The following is a 17,421-nucleotide window of genomic DNA, read 5'->3' on the forward strand; positions in this document are numbered from 1 at the left end:
TGACTGCTATGTTAGCATCAATTTGTTTATTTGCTATGAAGAATAACGCAAATGTCAGATTTCGTTGGGAAAAATATCGCCATTTTAGGGGGCTCGGGTACTTTGGGAAGAGCTCTGGTGAGGGAACTTGCCGACACAGGAGTGCACCGCATACTTGTTTTTTCTCGTGATGAAATCAAGCAATTGGAGATGATGGAAGCATTTCCTTCTGAGAAATTCCCAATGTTAGACTATAAATTGGGTGATGTTCGTGATCTGCCGCGTCTCACAGAAGTTCTGGAAGGAATGGATTACGTTATTCATGCAGCGGCCATCAAGCATGTGGTAATGGCCGAGAAAAATCCCGGGGAATGCCATAAGACAAATGTGATAGGCACTCAGAATGTTATAGACGCGTGCCAGGTGAATGATGTCTCCAGGGCAATTCTTATCTCTACGGATAAAGCGGTGAACCCAATTGGCGTGTATGGAAAATCCAAACTGGAAGCTGAAAGAGATTGGTTGGCAGCAAACGAAACATCTTCTGAGCGGTTCAAAGTGGTACGTTTAGGAAATATCATAGGAGCCAGAGGCTCAGTTTTTGAAGCATTTGAGAAGCAGCGAGAGAATGGAGTTATCAAAGTGACTCATCCCGATGCTACCAGGTTTTGCATTGCGCAGGAGGAGGCGGCTCATTTCATCATGAATGCTATTTCAACAGAGACGGATTCAATACTCACACCAGATATGAGTGCTTTTCGTGTGATGGATCTTGCAAGAAAAATAGCACCGGAGTGTGAAATCGAAATCGTTGGATTACGTCCTGGCGATAAGCTTCATGAAGAAGTTGGAGGAGTCAGCTCTTCATCCATTTTAATTTCATAAATATGGGGCTTAAGGATTTCATTATTACGCCCATTTACCTCATCCTGTTTTCGGTGATTGCCTATTTCATCAGGCCATATGTAACCAATGCTCAAACCAAGAAATACTTCTTACCTGCTCTTTGGGTCCGTTTTGCAGGAGCAATATTGTTGGGAGTGTTATACCAATTTTATTATGATGGGGGTGATACGTTCAATTATTGGGAGCATGGGAGTAAGTGGATATATGATGCGTTTCAAGAAGATATTACTATAGGAATCAAACTATTGCTGGACAATGGTGGAAGTAGAGCCTTGGATGAAACATACGCTTACTCAACTAGAATATGGTATTATCGAGATCCTGCTTCTTACATGGTTGTGAGGTTTACAGCTCTATCTGACTTGTTCACTTTTCATACGTACTCGGCGACTGCACTTTTTTTTGCTGTATTCAGTTTTTCAGGATTATGGGCTATGTATTCTACTTTGCAAGAGAAATATCCCGCAAACGCCAATCGATTAGCCATTGCAATTTTGTTCATACCCTCAGTGATTTTTTGGGGTTCTGGAGTTCTAAAAGATACAGTGACTCTTGGTGCCCTTGGATGGATGACATGGGCAATGGTTAGGTGGATCGAATTGAAAAATAAATCCATAAAAGAAGTTCTGGTATTTATTGTTGCTTTTATTCTGATTTTTTCCATCAAAAAATATATTCTCATCTGCTTTATTCCGATGGTTGCCGTTTGGTTGTTCTTGAAGAATCTAAAACGAATTAAAAATGTTGCTTTTAAAGTGTTAATTATCCCATTTCTGCTCATTTTATTTGGTGTTTCTGGCTTCTATTCACTACAACAAATTGCCAACGAGGGCGACAAATACGAATTGGAAAGTTTAGCCGAACGAGCTCGTATAACTGCCTATGACATTCGATACGGATGGGGTGCCAGATCAGGTGGTGAAGGAGGGTACGATATAGGATTACCAGATGGTACTTGGCAAGGAATGATCAATCTATCACCCGCAGCTATAAATGTAAGCTTATTCAGACCTTATTTTTGGGAAGTTAGGAATCCATTGATGTTATTGGCTGCTTTGGAATCAACAGTGTTTTTATTCCTTTTTGTAAGGCTGGTCATTAAGAGAAAAATAGTTTCAATTTTTAATGACCCTTTCTTTATTTTTTGTCTTGGTTTTTCCCTGTTGTTTGCATTTGCTATTGGAATCAGCACCTTCAACTTTGGAACGTTGATGAGATACAAAATACCGTTTCTTCCTTATTTCGCTTTATTGTTAATCGCGAATCAAAAGAAAGCCTAACTTCATTTATCATGAACATCAAAATTGTAACAATAGTAGGCGCAAGACCTCAATTTATCAAAGCGTCAGTGGTAAGCCACTTGTTTACAAAGGATGATGATATTGAAGAAATTCTGATTCATACAGGTCAGCATTTTGATCCCAATATGTCTGAGGTATTTTTTCAGCAGATGGGAATCCCCAAGCCGAAATATAACCTTGAGATTCAAGGTGGGCACCATGGTTATATGACAGGTAGGATGATGGAAAAAATTGAAGAGATCCTTCTAGTCGAGAAACCGAATTTTGTCTTAGTATATGGCGATACGAATTCTACTCTTGCAGGGGCACTTGCAGCAAAAAAACTCAAAATAAAGGTCATACATGTTGAAGCTGGGCTGAGAAGCTTCAATGACGATATGCCTGAAGAGGTTAACAGGATTATAACAGATAGGGTCTCAAGTATACTTTTTTTCCCAACAGAGGCTGCTAGAGAAAACTTAGAAAATGAAGGATTTCCTTTCGATGGGCAAAAACTGGTAAAATGTGGTGATGTAATGTTCGATGCGTCATTAGCTTTTTCGGCCAAGGCTGAAAGAGTATCAAGAATTTTAGATGATTTAAGCTTGGAGCCTCAGAATTTTGTTTTGAGTACGTTGCATCGAGCGGAAAATACAGATTCCGAGGAAAGGTTAAGGTCAATAGTGAAGTCTCTTAATGATTTAAATAAAAAATTTCCAGTGGTTTTACCTATTCATCCTAGAACCAGGAAAAAGCTTCAGGAATATAAAATAGAATTAAAGGTTAAAACAACTGATCCGGTTGGATATCTCGATATGTTGATGTTGTTAAAAAATTGTCGATTCGTGATGACGGATAGTGGAGGCTTACAAAAAGAGGCTTATTTTTTTGAAAAACCTTGTCTGACGTTAAGAGATGAAACAGAATGGAGAGAATTAGTGGAGTTTGGATATAACCGAATTTGCGGAGCTTCTGAAGAGCTAATAGCTACAGTTGCAGATGAATATTTATCAAAAAATATGCAGTTCAAAAAAGGGATCTATGGTGATGGTCATGCCGCAAATGAAATAAAGAAAGGGATTATCAATTACATGAAACGGTAGTGGTTTTGATTAAAAAAATAAAAACCTTAATTCGTCGAGATGAATACATTAAAAATTTCTTGACTCTATTCTCAGGAACTGCCTTTGTTCAAATACTACCTTTTTTCACAGCACCTATTACTACCAGAATTTATGATCCTCAGGATTATGGATATACAGCAATGTATGCTGCAATTGTAGGACTATTCACCTTATTTATTTCTTCGCATTATGTACATTTCATTATGCTTTCTAAGCGGATGAAGGATATTGTTAACATCTTCATTCTTACACTGCTCATTGCTGTAATTGTGACAGCAATACTAACAATTTTAGTGTTAAGCATTCCAAAACCATTCCTAACAGGAATATTAGATGACAACTATTTTTTCTTTTTGTATTTCCTTCCCATTTCTGTTTTTCTAAACGGGTTTGGATCAGTCCTGGGGATCTGGAATAATAAAATGGGGAAGTATAAGTTAATGGCCTCCATTAAGATTTTTGATGCTGTTTTCAGCATTGTAGTAGTAATAGGGATTGGAATATTAATTGATGGTCCTTATGGATTATTTATCGCTATCATTACCGGCCCATTGATTAGTTCCTCGATCAATATCGCTTCTTTTTTGAGGAATGATTCAAAATATCTAAAACTAGTTTCATCTAATTGGATTAGGAAACTAGTGATCAGAGAGATCAGATATGCTATCTATATTTTCCCTGGAGATTTAATTAATAAATACATAAACCTATTACCACTATTCATCATCGAATTCCTTGGAGGAAAAGTAAGCCTTGGAAATTATCAGTTTTCTCAGAGAATACTTGGTCTACCAATCAACTTTGTAGGAACTGCAGTACTGGAAGTTTTCAGAAAAAAAGCAATTGATGATTACAATAGTTACGGTAATTGCATTTCAATATTTAAAAAGACTTTTTCAATGTTATCGCTACTGAGTCTGGTGCCAACTTTAACATTGATGTTCTTTGCTCCTGAAATATTCGAATTCGTGTTTGGAGATAAATGGTATGGAGCAGGACGCATCACCCAAGCACTTAGTATTTTGTATTTTTTTAAAATGGTAGCAAGTCCTCTCAGTTATATGTATTATGTTGTCAGGAGGACCAAAGAAGATTTGATTACACAAATTTGTTTGGTTGTATTCAATCTTAGTGCCCTTGCGGTCGGATACTTTTACTTTAAAGATGTATTTACAATGGTTTTATTGTATGCGTTATCCTACTCTGGTATTTATATTATTCAGTTGATTCGCTCATATCAATTTGCTAAAGGAACAGTAAAATGATCGCAATTTTAGATTACGGAGTAGGGAACCTGGGTTCCATCAAAAACATGCTTAAGAAAGTTGGCCAAAAAGCGGAAATTGTATCAACTTCTGAGGGTATTGAAAACGCTGACAAATTTATCCTTCCTGGGGTAGGGTCTTTTGATAATGGAATTAAGAGACTAAGAGAATCTGAATTTTATGATCGATTCACTAAAAGCGTAATTGTTGATAAAAAACCTGTTTTAGGCATTTGTTTGGGATTTCAATTACTATTCGAAAGTAGTGAGGAAGGCAAAGAACCTGGTTTAGGGTGGCTAAAAGGTGAGGTAGTAAAGTTCGATTCTTCAAAATTATCTAGTGAACTAAAGATTCCTCATATGGGATGGAATGAAGTTATCTCGGACCAAAATTTTTCACTTATAGAGGGGTTGATTACGCCAAGATTCTATTTTGTTCATTCCTACCACGTTGACAATGTGCCCAGTACATATTCAACTTTGACCTGTAATTATGGATATCAGTTTGTATGTGGTGCAGAAATGGGAAATATTTTAGGAGTACAATTTCACCCGGAGAAGAGCCATAAATTTGGTATGGGCCTCTTATCCAATTACGCTCGAAATTATTGATATGCGAAGAGTAAGAGTAATTCCAACACTTCTTATTAGGGATGGTAAACTTGTAAAATCGCTAAAGTTTAAAAAGCATGATTACCTCGGAGATCCAATCAATGCCGTTAGAATTTTTAATGATAAAGAAGCTGATGAATTGGTCTTGTTAAATATTTCGAACAACCGACACAAACAATCAATTAATTACCATCTTATTAAGGATATAGTCAGCGAGGCGTTCATGCCAATTGCTTATGGTGGAGGTGTTAGAACACTTGAGCAGATAGGTGAAATTTTAAATTTGGGGGTTGAAAAAATTATCCTCAACACCTCGTTGATAAATGAAAAATTAATCCAAGATGCAGTGGCTGCTTTTGGAAGTCAAAGTATTGTAGCTTCCCTGGATATCAATACGAATCTATTGGGAGCAAGTGGATTTTATATAAATAATGGAAAGAAGAAAATAAGCTCGGATCCAATTCAATTTGCAAAGCAGTGCGAACAATTAGGTATTGGAGAAATTATTCTACATTCAATTCAGAGAGAAGGAACGTATTTGGGGTATGATTGTCAGTTGATTAAAAAAGTGAGTGAATCTGTAAGTATTCCTTTGGTAGCACTTGGTGGGGCTGGTTCAATCGAAGATTTTAAAGCAGCTATCGATTCAGGAGCTTCTGCAGTGGCTGCAGGTAGTTTATTTGTATATTCTGGAAAAAGAAAAGGGGTATTGATTAACTATCCTAATGATGAACTAAAGATAAAACTATACGAAAAGTTAAAATGACTCAATGCTCAAACTGTGTGATGGATACCACTACCTCTCAAATAACATTTGATGAGAAAGGAGTCTGTAATTATTGTAGGTCTTTTAATGAGATTGCTGAGAAGACCATTCATAGAGCAGAAGAGATTAAGAGTGAGGAATTAGCTCGAGCCGTCGAAGCTGTAAAGAAAATTGGGAGAAATCAGGAATATGATTGCATTCTTGGCTTAAGTGGTGGGGTTGATAGCACCTATCTGGCATATTTAACTTCTGAGCTTGGCCTTCGACCTCTTTGTGTGCATTTTGATAATGGGTGGAACTCCGAGATTGCAGTACAAAACATTCATAATATTGTAAATAAATTGGGTTTTGATCTGCATACTTTTGTGATGGATTGGGACGAATTTAAAGATATTCAGCTCTCGTATTTTAAAGCATCTGTTTTAGACCTGGAGGTGCCCACTGACCAATTTATTTTTGCAGCTCTTTATAAAATAGCCAAAGAAAACGGTATTCGAACCATTCTAAGTGGGAATAACCTTGCAACGGAGTTTGTCTTACCATTTGATTGGAGGTATGATAAGTTTGATATAACTAATCTAAAAAGCATTCATGCAAAGTATGGGAAGGATAGATTAAGAAAGCTTCCTAAATTAGGTCCAATACAACGCCACTGGTATGAAGTGGCTCTGCAGATCAAAGATGTGAAATTGTTGAACTTGGTACCTTATAAGAAGCTGGAAGTAAAAAAAATAATTTCTGACAAACTAGGGTGGAAGGATTATGGGGGCAAGCACTACGAATCAATATTCACTCGATGGTACCAAGGAGTATACCTGCCAACAAAATTTTCTATAGACAAGCGAAAGGCCCATTTATCCAATATGATCTTAAATGGTGAAATAACCAAGGAAGAGGCACTGGAGGAGCTCAAAAATCCAACATATGACCCCTCCCTTCAACTTGAAGATAATGAGTATGTTGCGAAGAAATGGGGTTTGAGTGAGGCAGAGTTTACTAAATACATGGACTTACCACCGAGGGATCATAGAGATTTTAAAACTGATAAGAATTTCGGCTATCAAATGAAGTTCATTCTCTTCAGGCTATTGACCTATTTACCCATCCGATGTGGAAGATTGTTGGGTTTATTACCTCGTCAGACTTTATGAAGGTTGTTTACGTTGGGATGATCAGAAGAAGTAGCGCAAGAGGTGTTATTAAAAAAGTCATTTCCAAAATTCAGTTTCTTAGCACCTATTATGATATTGATGGGCTATTGCTCTTTGATGAGCTTAGGGATTTACCTTCAGGGATACCAATAAATATACGATGTGAGCAAACCAAAGGGAATAGTTTTATAGCTATTCAGAATCTTATTGATATTGAGTCATATGATTTGGTCATCATGCGTTACCCCGGTGCTTCCAGAGGGCTTTTGAAGTTTTTAAAAACATTTCCTAAAAAAGTCATTTTTGAGCATAACTCAATTGAAGAGAAGGAAAAACTGTTTTATCTCAAGTCGTTTTCCATTAAGGACTATCTCTATCAGTTGACACATTGGAAGTGGACAATAATCAAGGGATGGATTCAGCTGTACCATGAAAAAAAAATTGGGTCTAAATGTCTTGCCTTGGCAAAAGGAGGCATTGGAGTGACCGATGAGATTGCTAGTTATGAAAGATCTCGGTGTAAAAATTATGAGATTCAAGTCATTGCTAATGGAATAGATGTTTCAAAAGTACCTTTAAGAGAAATACCTGTTTTTGTTTCGACCAGCCCCCTCATATTATTCTTTTCTAGTGGTAGTGCGAATGATTGGCACGGCATTGATCGGCTGCTTAATGGAATAAACAACTACGAGGGAAATCGGGAAATAAAACTTTATATCGTAGGGCTTTATTTGAATGAGAATCAAAAACTGATTGATCAAATAAATGCTTCTCGTAATAAAAGTATTGAATGTCTGGGTTTAATAGAATCATCTCAAGCCTTTCAACTTTCCAGCCAATGTCACTTAGGAATTGGTAGTTTGGGACTTCACAGAATACCACTATCTGAAGCTTGTACATTAAAGGTACGTGAGTACTGTGCTATGAGCCTCCCCTTTGTGCTTAGTCATACTGATGTGGACACAGTTAATAATGAAAAATTCAAGTCATTTTTCTACCAAATACCGGCAAATGAATCAGCTGTAGATATTGAGGAAATGATTGATTTTACTGAAAAAGTCTACAACCAGAAAGATGTAAGGATTTTAAGGGAGCTTTGCGAAAAGTATATGAGCGTAGAAGTTAAAATGAAGGAAATGGCGAGATTACTTTCAGATTATGCAAAAAAATGAGCAAAGACAGCTGGCCCTTTTTACACTCAAATATCCTTATGGCAATTCTGAGCCATTTATTGAGAATGAAATAGAAGTCCTGGCTAAAAGCTTCTCAAAAGTATTTGTTTTTCCCTCTGAAAGCGATTCTAATAAGCGACCAGTTCCTCAAAATGTTTATGTTCAAAATGATCTATGCCGAATTAGAAGTGGTAAGAGACACATTTTGAGGGTTTTGATAAAGCATCCATTCAAGGTAATTAAATGCTTTTTAGTAGAACTTCTAGGAAGCGATTCACAATCCTATATCACCTATTGGAAAAGTATGCTTGATTACCTATGCCAAGATCTGGACAAATACTCCAGGTTGAAAAGATGGGTGTCAAAAAAATCGGATCATAACATGATCTTTTATGATTATTGGTTTTTAAACTCTGCTGTGAGTCTTGCCTACCTGAGAAAGCAGAACCATATTAATAAACTTGTAACGCGGGCACATGGGTTTGATTTATATGACGATAGACACCTTGAGGGGGCTATTCCATTTCGATCATTTAAGATTAAATGGATTGATCGGGTTTATTGCATCAGCAAACACGGCCAAGAATATCTTAAGTCTAAGATAGATTCTGAATATCATTTCAAGGTCTTGCTTAGCTATATGGGAGTGAAGACCGGAACAGTTAATGCGAAAAATTCTGATGATGATAAAATAACAATCGTTACGTGCGGTAGGGTGATAGACTTTAAGAACATCCATAAGATGCCAGAAATTCTTAAAAAAGTGGCTTGTAAAGTTAAATGGATTCACTTTGGTGATGGTCCCTTATTGCAAGAAGTTAAGCTAAAAATACCGGCACTGAACAGTAACATTGAAACAACACTTTATGGAGACGTTCCAAACGCTACTATTCTAGACTTTTATAGAAACAACCAAGTTGATTTGTTTATTTCATTAAGCAAATCAGAGGGCCTTCCAATCTCAATGATGGAAGCTCAGATGTACGGAATACCTATCCTGGCTTTATGTGTCAATGGGGTTCCTGAAATTGTTAGTGAAGAAACGGGCTTTTGTATTGATCCAAAAATTGAATTATCGGATTTAGCTGAAAACTTCGCAGGTTATCTAGAAAGCCTTCACCGTTTCGATAGAGATGCTATTGGTAAAAGAGCTAAGGAATTATTCGATAGGGAAAGTAATTACAGGAGTTTTTGCGAAAACCTTAAATGGTGATTCATATGGAGTTAAAAAGAAAAAATATCTTAATTGTTTCGCCTGAGCCATGGGAGCATATCTTCGTTTCTAAACATCACTACGCAACACACTTGGCTTTAAGAGGAAATAATATTGTTTTCCTCAATCCACCATCAGAAAAATTTTCAATTAAAGAAACTGAGTATCAAAATTTAAAAGTTTGCGATTATAAAGGGTTTTGGAAGGGTTTGAGATTGTACCCAAAGACTATTAGGGCAATTAACCAAAGAAAAGTATTATCAGCTATTGAGAGAATTAGTAAGTTGAAATTTGATATTATTTGGTCTTTCGATAATTCGGTTTTTTTTGATTTTGACGCGTTACCTCAGCCCATATTCAAGATATCCCACATTGTTGATCTTAATCAGGATTTCCAGACAAAAAATGCCGCTAAATCCGCTGATGTTTGTTTTGGAGTTACAAGAGAAATCGTAAAAAGGTTAAAATATTATAATCCAAATAGTCACTTTATCAATCATGGATTGAACGTTGCAAATACACGAGATATTCCTGTTGACTTACCGGGAGATAATAAAACCAAGGTTTTGTATGTTGGTAACCTTGCCATGAAATATTTAGATTGGCACACTTTGTATTTATCAATAAAAATGTATCCTGAGTCAGATTTCATTTTTATAGGTCCTAATGCCGATGATTGTGATTTGACAACAAATGAAACTCATCAATTTAAAAAGTTGTGTTCCTCTTGCACTAATGTTTATTTCCTTAAGCCAATCAAAAGTGAGGAAATCCAATCTTATCTGAACGCTGGTGATGTACTGATTATTTGTTATCAAGAAAAATACCATTCATATCAAGCAAATGCTCATAAAATACTGGAATATCTTTATTCAGGAAAACCAGTTTTAGCTTCTTATTCCTCAGCATACGAAGGTTTGGATTTGCTTTATATGGGTAAAAAGAATGAAAGCATGGTATATTCTCTAGGAGACATAGTAGCTGATTTGAAAGCTTTCAATACTAAAGACGATGTTAATAGAAGAAAAGAGTTTGCTTTAGAAAATACATATGAAAAGCAAATTCAGAGAATAGAGAAGCTAATTTAGAGATTGGATATCTCACCGTCACTTCAATATTTGTTAAGTTTCTAATAATAAGGGGTTTGTGATGATTTCCTGTGTGATTATCATGGATCATAATTAATGCATCTCACATAGATAAATGCTTTTGAAGACCTCTTTTGAAATGAATGAGTTTATTGTCGAGAAATATTCTTCTTGGTTGAGTGTGAGATAAAATTAATATTGCATTGATTTTGAATACTTTAATTGAAGCTTGGAACCGCTCGTTAGCATAATTATAGCTGTTTTCAATGGTGAAAAATATATTCGGGAAGCGATTGAGTCTGCACTCAATCAAAGCTACTCTAAAATCGAATTATTAATCATTGATGATGGTAGTAAGGACAACACTGTTTCTATCATAGATTCATTTGTGGATAATCGGATTAAATTATTCAAACTGGTAAACAATCAGGGTGTTAGCAATGCGAGAAATGTTGGCTTGCATCATATGAAGGGAGATTATTTCTGTTTTTTAGATGCAGATGATATGTTACCTTCTAAAAGTATTGAGTCAAGATTAGAGGTTTTCAAAAAGTCTAAAAGCATCACATTTGTGGATGGAGTATGCGAAAAGTTTAATCATGATTTTTCTCTTAATACTCATACATGGCACCCAGCTTTTAAGGGAAATCCTTTAAGGGATTTAATTCGCTTGAGTGGGTTTTCATTTTTTGCATTGACATGGCTGATAAAAAGAGAGCCGATATCGAATTATCGTTTTGACCCAAATTTGACACATGGGGAGGATTTGCTATTCTTTATGCAGCTAGCTAGAAATCAAGATGCTGAATATGACTTTACAGAGGAAAGGGTGTTGCATTACCGTGTACACTCCGAATCTGCAATGAGAAGTAGTCTCAGAGACTTGGAAGAAGGATACAGCAGTATTTACAATACTATTAAGAGGTGGCCTGAGGTTTCTGAGAGTTTATCTTCTACTTTCAGGAAAAAATATAAGAGTATCATGTTTAAATCATACCTGGGCAATTTGCAGATTCTTAATGTCTTACGAATGCTAAAATGAATATTTTATTCATCGGTTATTGGGGTGCTAATGAGGGTTTAAGTCAAGCGACTATTAACCCACATTTAGAAATCCTTTTAGATTTCAAGGAGGTCGAAAAAGTGATTTATGTGAGCCTTGAAAGAAATAAGAGTGACTTTTTTAATGTCCCCAGTTCTATAAAACTGGATCATATTCCGCTTAAATCTGACAACTATCGGATTCGCCTTTTCAATAAAATTCTCGAGCAAATACAGCATTCAAGGCAACTAAGGGATATCGCAAAGTTGTATGACGTTGATCTTGTCATCGCTCGCTCCAGTCTTGCAGGCAATTTTGCTTCTTATATTCATAAGAAATCAGGAATTCCTTTTGTAGTTGAATCATTTGAACCACATGCTGACTACATGTTGGAACTTGGCATATGGAAGAGGTGGGGGCTAAGCTACCTATATCAAAAAAGAATGGAGAGGATACAGAAAAAAAATGCCCTTCACATTTATCCAGTATCCAACAACTACAAAATGAAGCTTATTGAAGAGGGAGTAAAACCTAGTAAAATCACCACACTTCCTTGCGCTGTTGATCTAAATAAATTTTGTTTTGATAAAAATGCGAGGAGTGAACTAAGGGATCGTTTACATATACCTCTCAATGCAATTACAGGTATTTACGTGGGTAAATTCGGAGGCATTTATTTTTCATTACAAAGAGCTTTTAAATTGTTTAGAGAGTTTTATAAAAACATAGATCAATTTTACCTCATTCTATTGACCCCTGAAGATTCTACCCCAATACTTGATGAGGCAAGGCGTGTTGGAATTCCAACAGATAAGATTAAAATCGACTGTGTTACGCACGATCAGGTCTCGTCATATCTCTCTGCATCAGATTTTGCATTTTCATTACATTTCCCAAGTGATTCTATGAAATTCGTATCCCCGATCAAAAATGGAGAATATTGGGCTTGTGGTCTTCCCAGTGTAATTTCAGAAGGAATCGGAGATGATTCGGAGATAATAGAAAACAGCGGTTGTGGAATTGTGTTGAGGAATGGAGAAGTACCTAAAAACGGCTATAAAGAGCTTATGAAACTCATCGCCAGCTCAGATAAGGATCAAGTGGTAGAATTAGCCAGGAATTTTAGAAGTTTTAGTAATTCTCAAGTGGCCTATAGACAACTGATTGATATTTACACACTTAAATGATCATAATGTCATTCAAATCATGCTTCAAGCCGTTTTTTTTAATGGTTTAATCGAATGTTACACTCAGGGTATCAATATGATACGTAGGTTTGTTAAGTAGAATTTGGCAAGATGGGAATATCTAGAATATGGAAGGACTTACAATTAAAATGGATTGCATCTCAAAGCAAGCGGAAGCCGGAAGACGCAATCGTCATTTTTAGTGATCCTCGTGGAGGTAGCACCTGGCTGGCACAAATTTTATCGGCAATACCCAAATCAGCAATTGTTTGGGAGCCACTTCATTTGGATTACAATCAATCTGTAAAGAGACTCGGGTTTTCTTGGAGACAGCATATTCCAATAGATGCCACCTGGAATGAAGCAAAATCTGAGTTTGACAAGATTCTTTCTGGAAAAAGACTTAACAGCTATTTAGCATTGCTTAATGACCCATCAAATTACCAGAATCAGTCACAATTGATCGTAAAATTTTGTAGAGGGAATGGATTAATTCCATGGCTGACAAGTAACTATCAATTTAGATACAAGCCGATCCATTTCATAAGACATCCATACGCTATCGCTGCATCCCAGAAAAAACATGGTGGATGGAATTATGAGTTTAATGGATTTGAATATGGGAATAGTAGATATGATGAAATCTATCATAAACACAAGGAATTTTTAGACACGATTGAAACAAAATGGGAGGCAACCATTGCTACCTGGTGTATGACTAATCAAATACCGTTATCTGTTCCCGAAAATACACGTACCTGGCAAACGATCTATTATGAAGACTTATTTCTTGAACCAGAAAAAGTACTTAAATCCATATTTGATTCTTGGAATATGAAAGTGCCACAAGGTTGTTATGATAGAGTGAGGCAGGAAAGTTATACCACAAAGACTAAAGTTGGGTTGGAAGATAAGGCGAGTCAATTGAGAAAATGGGAAAAAGAGTTCAGCAAATTCGAGATAGAAAGATTTGACGAGATAATGAACTACTTTCAAATTGATTTATACCGAAGTAAAATAAGTGCTTGATGAAAGGGTTTCTTTCCATAGGATTCATACTGTTGATAGTTGGTGCCTTTGGGCAATGTCCTACGGCAAGCTTTTCTTTAGACCCTCAATACTGCCAAGAAGAGCTGGTGAACTTAACCAGTAATTTATCAGGTGAAGACAGCTACAGTTGGCATTTTTGCGAGGATACGATAAGTTCTTCCATATCAACAGATATTGTTTTAGCGCAAGTAGTTAATGCTTTTAGGGCTAGTTATGCCTCTGAATATATAGAGTCAATTAATGCAATTGTGACTATAAGGAACAATGGGGAGCTGTGGTATAATGAGCTAAATGATAACCTAGATAATATTACTCACTCTTTGCTGATTAGTGGAACAGGTGATCCCTTTAGCTTTCCTCGCTCGATTAATTTTCTATATGAGGATGATATTTGGAAAGCCATTGTTGCTAACGAAGGGAGCATAAATCCCACCGTTTTGGAATTCAATGACGGATTCGTCAATACTAATATCACCAATTATTCCATTACTACTGGAAATGTTACTGTTCTAAAAGGTTCAGACTATGTAGAATCAGGCGCGAGTAAATACTTTTTCACTGGTGACAATGGTGGTAATACCATTAATGTATTTGATTTTGGAAGCACAATTAATGCAACACCTACCCATAGCACTTTCACAGTTGGTTCTGTCAGTCAAATCACAGAAATTGAAATCATTGAAACATGCGATGGGTGGAAAGGGTTGGTTACATCTTCACCTGATCAACAATTATTCTTATTGGATTTTGATTCCGGCATAGACCAACCACCAACCATTACAGAAATCGCCAATAGTTCGGATGGATTAACGGCACCTACATTTTTGAACATCGTCGAAAGTAGAGGGAAATATTATGTTTTTCTCCAAAATGATTCTGGAAATACTTTTCGATTGAACTTTGGAGAGTCCATTGATAACTCATTTACAATAGATGATTTTGGATCACTAACAACTAACGGATATAGTATTGGAATAGCCACTGGAGATTTGATGAAGCTTTTCGTTGTAGATATTGATAATTCAACCAAAGGCATCTACTTTAATAATTTTGATAGTAATTGTGGAGTTACGCCACCAGTTGTTTATAATAAAGATACCGCTCTTACATACACCACGTCAGGCAATTATGAAATTGAACTTGTAGCACAAAATGCATCAGGTAAAACCTCATTTAGCCAAAGTTTTACTATCCTCCCCCAAACCGCACCGTCAATCACCCACACCTCCCAAGAAGTCTGTGTGTCTAATCCTATCACTTTCACCCCCTCAAACTCTGGCCTGTCATCTTACTCCTGGGATTTTGATGGAGATAATATCGAAGATAGCACGGATCCAACCCCATCTTTCGACTATTCAGTAGCAGGTGGTGGTCCCGGCCCTGGTACATACACTGTAAGAGTGGATGTTTCTGATGGAACATGTGACAACTTCTACGAGGAGGAGGTAACGATCTACCCTGACCCTCCAGTGCCAGCATTCAGCGTTACAGCCAGTGAGTGCGTAAATACAGATATTACATTCACAAATGACACAGACGATTCACAGCATATTGGAGTAATCTCCTATATGTGGGATTTTGATAGCGACGGCACCATTGATAGTACGGATCCCAATCCTACATATGCCTACTCAACTCCGGGAACTAAGACTGTGGTGCTCTACGATACAATTCCTGGTTGCAGCAATGTTTCAGCCACGTGGGACATAGATATTTCACCGGGCCCAACTGCAGGATTCACACCTTCTACTACCTCCGCATGTGAGGGTGATGTCATTTCCTTTACTGATACAAGCTCAGGTGATTCACAAGACTACTTTTGGGATTTTCAGAATGGATTTACTTCTAATGTAGCGAATCCTCCTGCGCAACTTTATGACAATAGTGGGTCCTATTTTGTTTCCTTAAGAACTACTGACGCACAAGGGTGTGAAGACACGTACATTCAGGAAATTTCAATAGCTGCTTCCCCTGAAATCAACATCGACTTTGACGTTCCATGTACCTCGCCGGATGGGGTGCAGTTTTTTGATCTCACTACAGTGGACGGTGCGGATATAGTGGGTTGGTCTTGGGAGGTAGATGGGGAAGAGGTCTCTACTCAGCAAAATCCCCTCATCAATTTTAATTCTACCGGGATAAAGACCATCGGTTTAACTGTTCTTAGTTCAAACGGGTGTGAACAGTACAGCACTGAAGATATTGAAGTATTAACTGCTCCAACACCTGATTTCTCCATTAACCTGGGTTGTCAAGGAGAGGAAACAATGTTCACCGATGAGACCGAATCCACCGGAAATCCGATCGTCAGCTGGCTATGGACTGTTGATGGTGCCAATTATGGTTCACAGGATATTAACCACATTTTTGAAGATCCCGGAACTTTTGATGTGACTTTAGAGGTGACCGGTCAGAACTTTTGCTCAGAGACGATCACCAAAACAGTCGAAATTTTGGAATTACCTCAAGTCATTTTTGAACTGAATGGGGAATGTGATAATCAAATTATTCGAGCCATTGACCAGTCAACCTCGTCATCTGACCCTTTAGTTTCTCGCCGATGGATGCTGGATGGAGCTAATGTTGGGAATGGTACTGAGCTGTTGCTGGATGAAATGGAAGATGGTACGTATGAGCTCGAGTTGGAGTTGGAAACTGAATTTGGATGTCTGGTGAGTGCCACACAAACACTTGAGATAAACGATGCGCCTGAGTCTTCATTTACAAGTTCCAGAACTTATGGTATTCCGGGTGATCAACTCACCTTCACCAATAATTCAACAGGAGGCATTTCCTATCAGTGGCTTTTAGATGGAGCACTTCGAAGTACCGATAGCGATTCCGAAAGCATTACTTTTTCCAATGAGGGGAATTACACAGTGAGCCTGGTCGCATTGAATAGTTTAGGTTGTTATGATACTACCAGCCAGGAGATCCTGATTGCCGTTCCTGAAGTGGACCTTGCTATCGGCAGTTTCGAACTGGTCAATGAAAATAATACCGGTAAGATTTTCATGGAAATACAAAACTTTAGCAACCTGCCAATAGAGGTGACTGAGGCACAGCTGGTACTCGAAAATAAATTTCGCGTGAGTGAACAAATTTTAGCATTCATAGGAGTAGGAGAGTCGAGCCTGGTAAGTCTCGATGTTGGAATACCGCTGACCGTTTCTGAGCCTTCTTATTTCTGTGTGAAACTCGTTTCTCAGTACACTTCCTACGATGACATTAATCCGGTAAACAATGAAAAGTGCCTTACGATCCAACCAGCGGTACAAGTGGAAGATCCCTTTCCAAATCCGGTAACAGATCAGTTTCGAATAAAAGTAATATTGCCTACAGAGGGGTCGGCAACTTTACGCTTGATTAATTCTACCGGAAAAGTTCATAAGGAGAATCTTTTTGAAGCCACAGCGGGTTTAAACAACTTTTTTGTGGATATGAGTACGTTGAATCCTGGTATCTACTACGTTACGGTAGAGGTAATGGGGCGTTCATTTAAACGAAAAGTCATCAAACTTTAATCTTCTCTCCGCGTTAGGGTCTTGTATCAATTAATTGTTAAAGGTTTGTAGTTTATTCAAACG

At 37.3% G+C, this 17,421-nt stretch carries 14 protein-coding genes; all 14 read left to right on the forward strand.

The window, feature by feature from the left end; translation table 11 throughout:
• The first annotated feature begins 51 nt into the window (after positions 1-51).
• Entirely contained in the window at positions 52-864 is an 813-nt protein-coding gene (locus ACXAH9_RS02420; protein WP_474893293.1) for a polysaccharide biosynthesis protein, read from the forward strand.
• Between the two features lie 2 nt (positions 865-866).
• Positions 867-2,165, forward strand: a complete 1,299-nt coding sequence (locus tag ACXAH9_RS02425; RefSeq protein WP_474893294.1) for a hypothetical protein — start codon at positions 867-869, stop codon at positions 2,163-2,165.
• Positions 2,166-2,176: 11 nt separating this feature from the next.
• The gene (wecB, locus tag ACXAH9_RS02430; protein WP_474893295.1) at positions 2,177-3,268 is read left to right on the forward strand and encodes a non-hydrolyzing UDP-N-acetylglucosamine 2-epimerase; all 1,092 of its coding nucleotides are present in this window, start codon (positions 2,177-2,179) and stop codon (positions 3,266-3,268) included.
• Positions 3,269-3,273: 5 nt separating this feature from the next.
• Positions 3,274-4,554 carry an oligosaccharide flippase family protein gene (locus ACXAH9_RS02435; protein ID WP_474893296.1) on the forward strand — a complete coding sequence of 427 codons (1,281 nt, stop codon included), beginning with the start codon at positions 3,274-3,276 and terminating at the stop codon, positions 4,552-4,554.
• Positions 4,551-5,165 (forward strand): imidazole glycerol phosphate synthase subunit HisH, encoded by a 615-nt coding sequence (hisH, locus tag ACXAH9_RS02440; RefSeq protein WP_474893297.1) that lies wholly within the window; start codon positions 4,551-4,553, stop codon positions 5,163-5,165. Before ACXAH9_RS02435 ends, hisH begins: the two co-directional genes overlap by 4 nt.
• 1 nt (position 5,166) lies before the next feature.
• Positions 5,167-5,931 (forward strand): AglZ/HisF2 family acetamidino modification protein, encoded by a 765-nt coding sequence (locus tag ACXAH9_RS02445; protein ID WP_474893298.1) that lies wholly within the window; start codon positions 5,167-5,169, stop codon positions 5,929-5,931.
• A gap of 20 nt (positions 5,932-5,951) precedes the next feature.
• Positions 5,952-7,082, forward strand: coding sequence for an N-acetyl sugar amidotransferase (locus ACXAH9_RS02450; protein WP_474893299.1), 1,131 nt, complete (start codon positions 5,952-5,954; stop codon positions 7,080-7,082).
• Entirely contained in the window at positions 7,040-8,254 is a 1,215-nt protein-coding gene (locus tag ACXAH9_RS02455; RefSeq protein WP_474893300.1) for a glycosyltransferase family protein, read from the forward strand. Before ACXAH9_RS02450 ends, ACXAH9_RS02455 begins: the two co-directional genes overlap by 43 nt.
• Entirely contained in the window at positions 8,241-9,467 is a 1,227-nt protein-coding gene (locus ACXAH9_RS02460) for a glycosyltransferase (protein WP_474893301.1), read from the forward strand. The genes ACXAH9_RS02455 and ACXAH9_RS02460 overlap by 14 nt, the downstream gene beginning before the upstream one ends.
• Positions 9,468-9,472: 5 nt before the next feature.
• On the forward strand, positions 9,473-10,555 hold the full coding sequence (locus tag ACXAH9_RS02465; protein ID WP_474893302.1) for a glycosyltransferase family protein: 1,083 nt from the start codon (positions 9,473-9,475) through the stop codon (positions 10,553-10,555).
• A gap of 229 nt (positions 10,556-10,784) precedes the next feature.
• Positions 10,785-11,597, forward strand: coding sequence for a glycosyltransferase family 2 protein (locus ACXAH9_RS02470; protein ID WP_474893303.1), 813 nt, complete (start codon positions 10,785-10,787; stop codon positions 11,595-11,597).
• Positions 11,594-12,784 (forward strand): glycosyltransferase, encoded by a 1,191-nt coding sequence (locus tag ACXAH9_RS02475; RefSeq protein ID WP_474893304.1) that lies wholly within the window; start codon positions 11,594-11,596, stop codon positions 12,782-12,784. Before ACXAH9_RS02470 ends, ACXAH9_RS02475 begins: the two co-directional genes overlap by 4 nt.
• Positions 12,785-12,895: 111 nt before the next feature.
• On the forward strand, positions 12,896-13,813 hold the full coding sequence (locus ACXAH9_RS02480) for a sulfotransferase domain-containing protein (protein ID WP_474893305.1): 918 nt from the start codon (positions 12,896-12,898) through the stop codon (positions 13,811-13,813).
• The gene (locus ACXAH9_RS02485) at positions 13,813-17,358 is read left to right on the forward strand and encodes a PKD domain-containing protein (RefSeq protein WP_474893306.1); all 3,546 of its coding nucleotides are present in this window, start codon (positions 13,813-13,815) and stop codon (positions 17,356-17,358) included. The genes ACXAH9_RS02480 and ACXAH9_RS02485 overlap by 1 nt, the downstream gene beginning before the upstream one ends.
• The last annotated feature ends 63 nt before the right edge of the window (positions 17,359-17,421 follow it).

This window comes from Ekhidna sp. ABH4_415 (assembly GCF_056161305.1).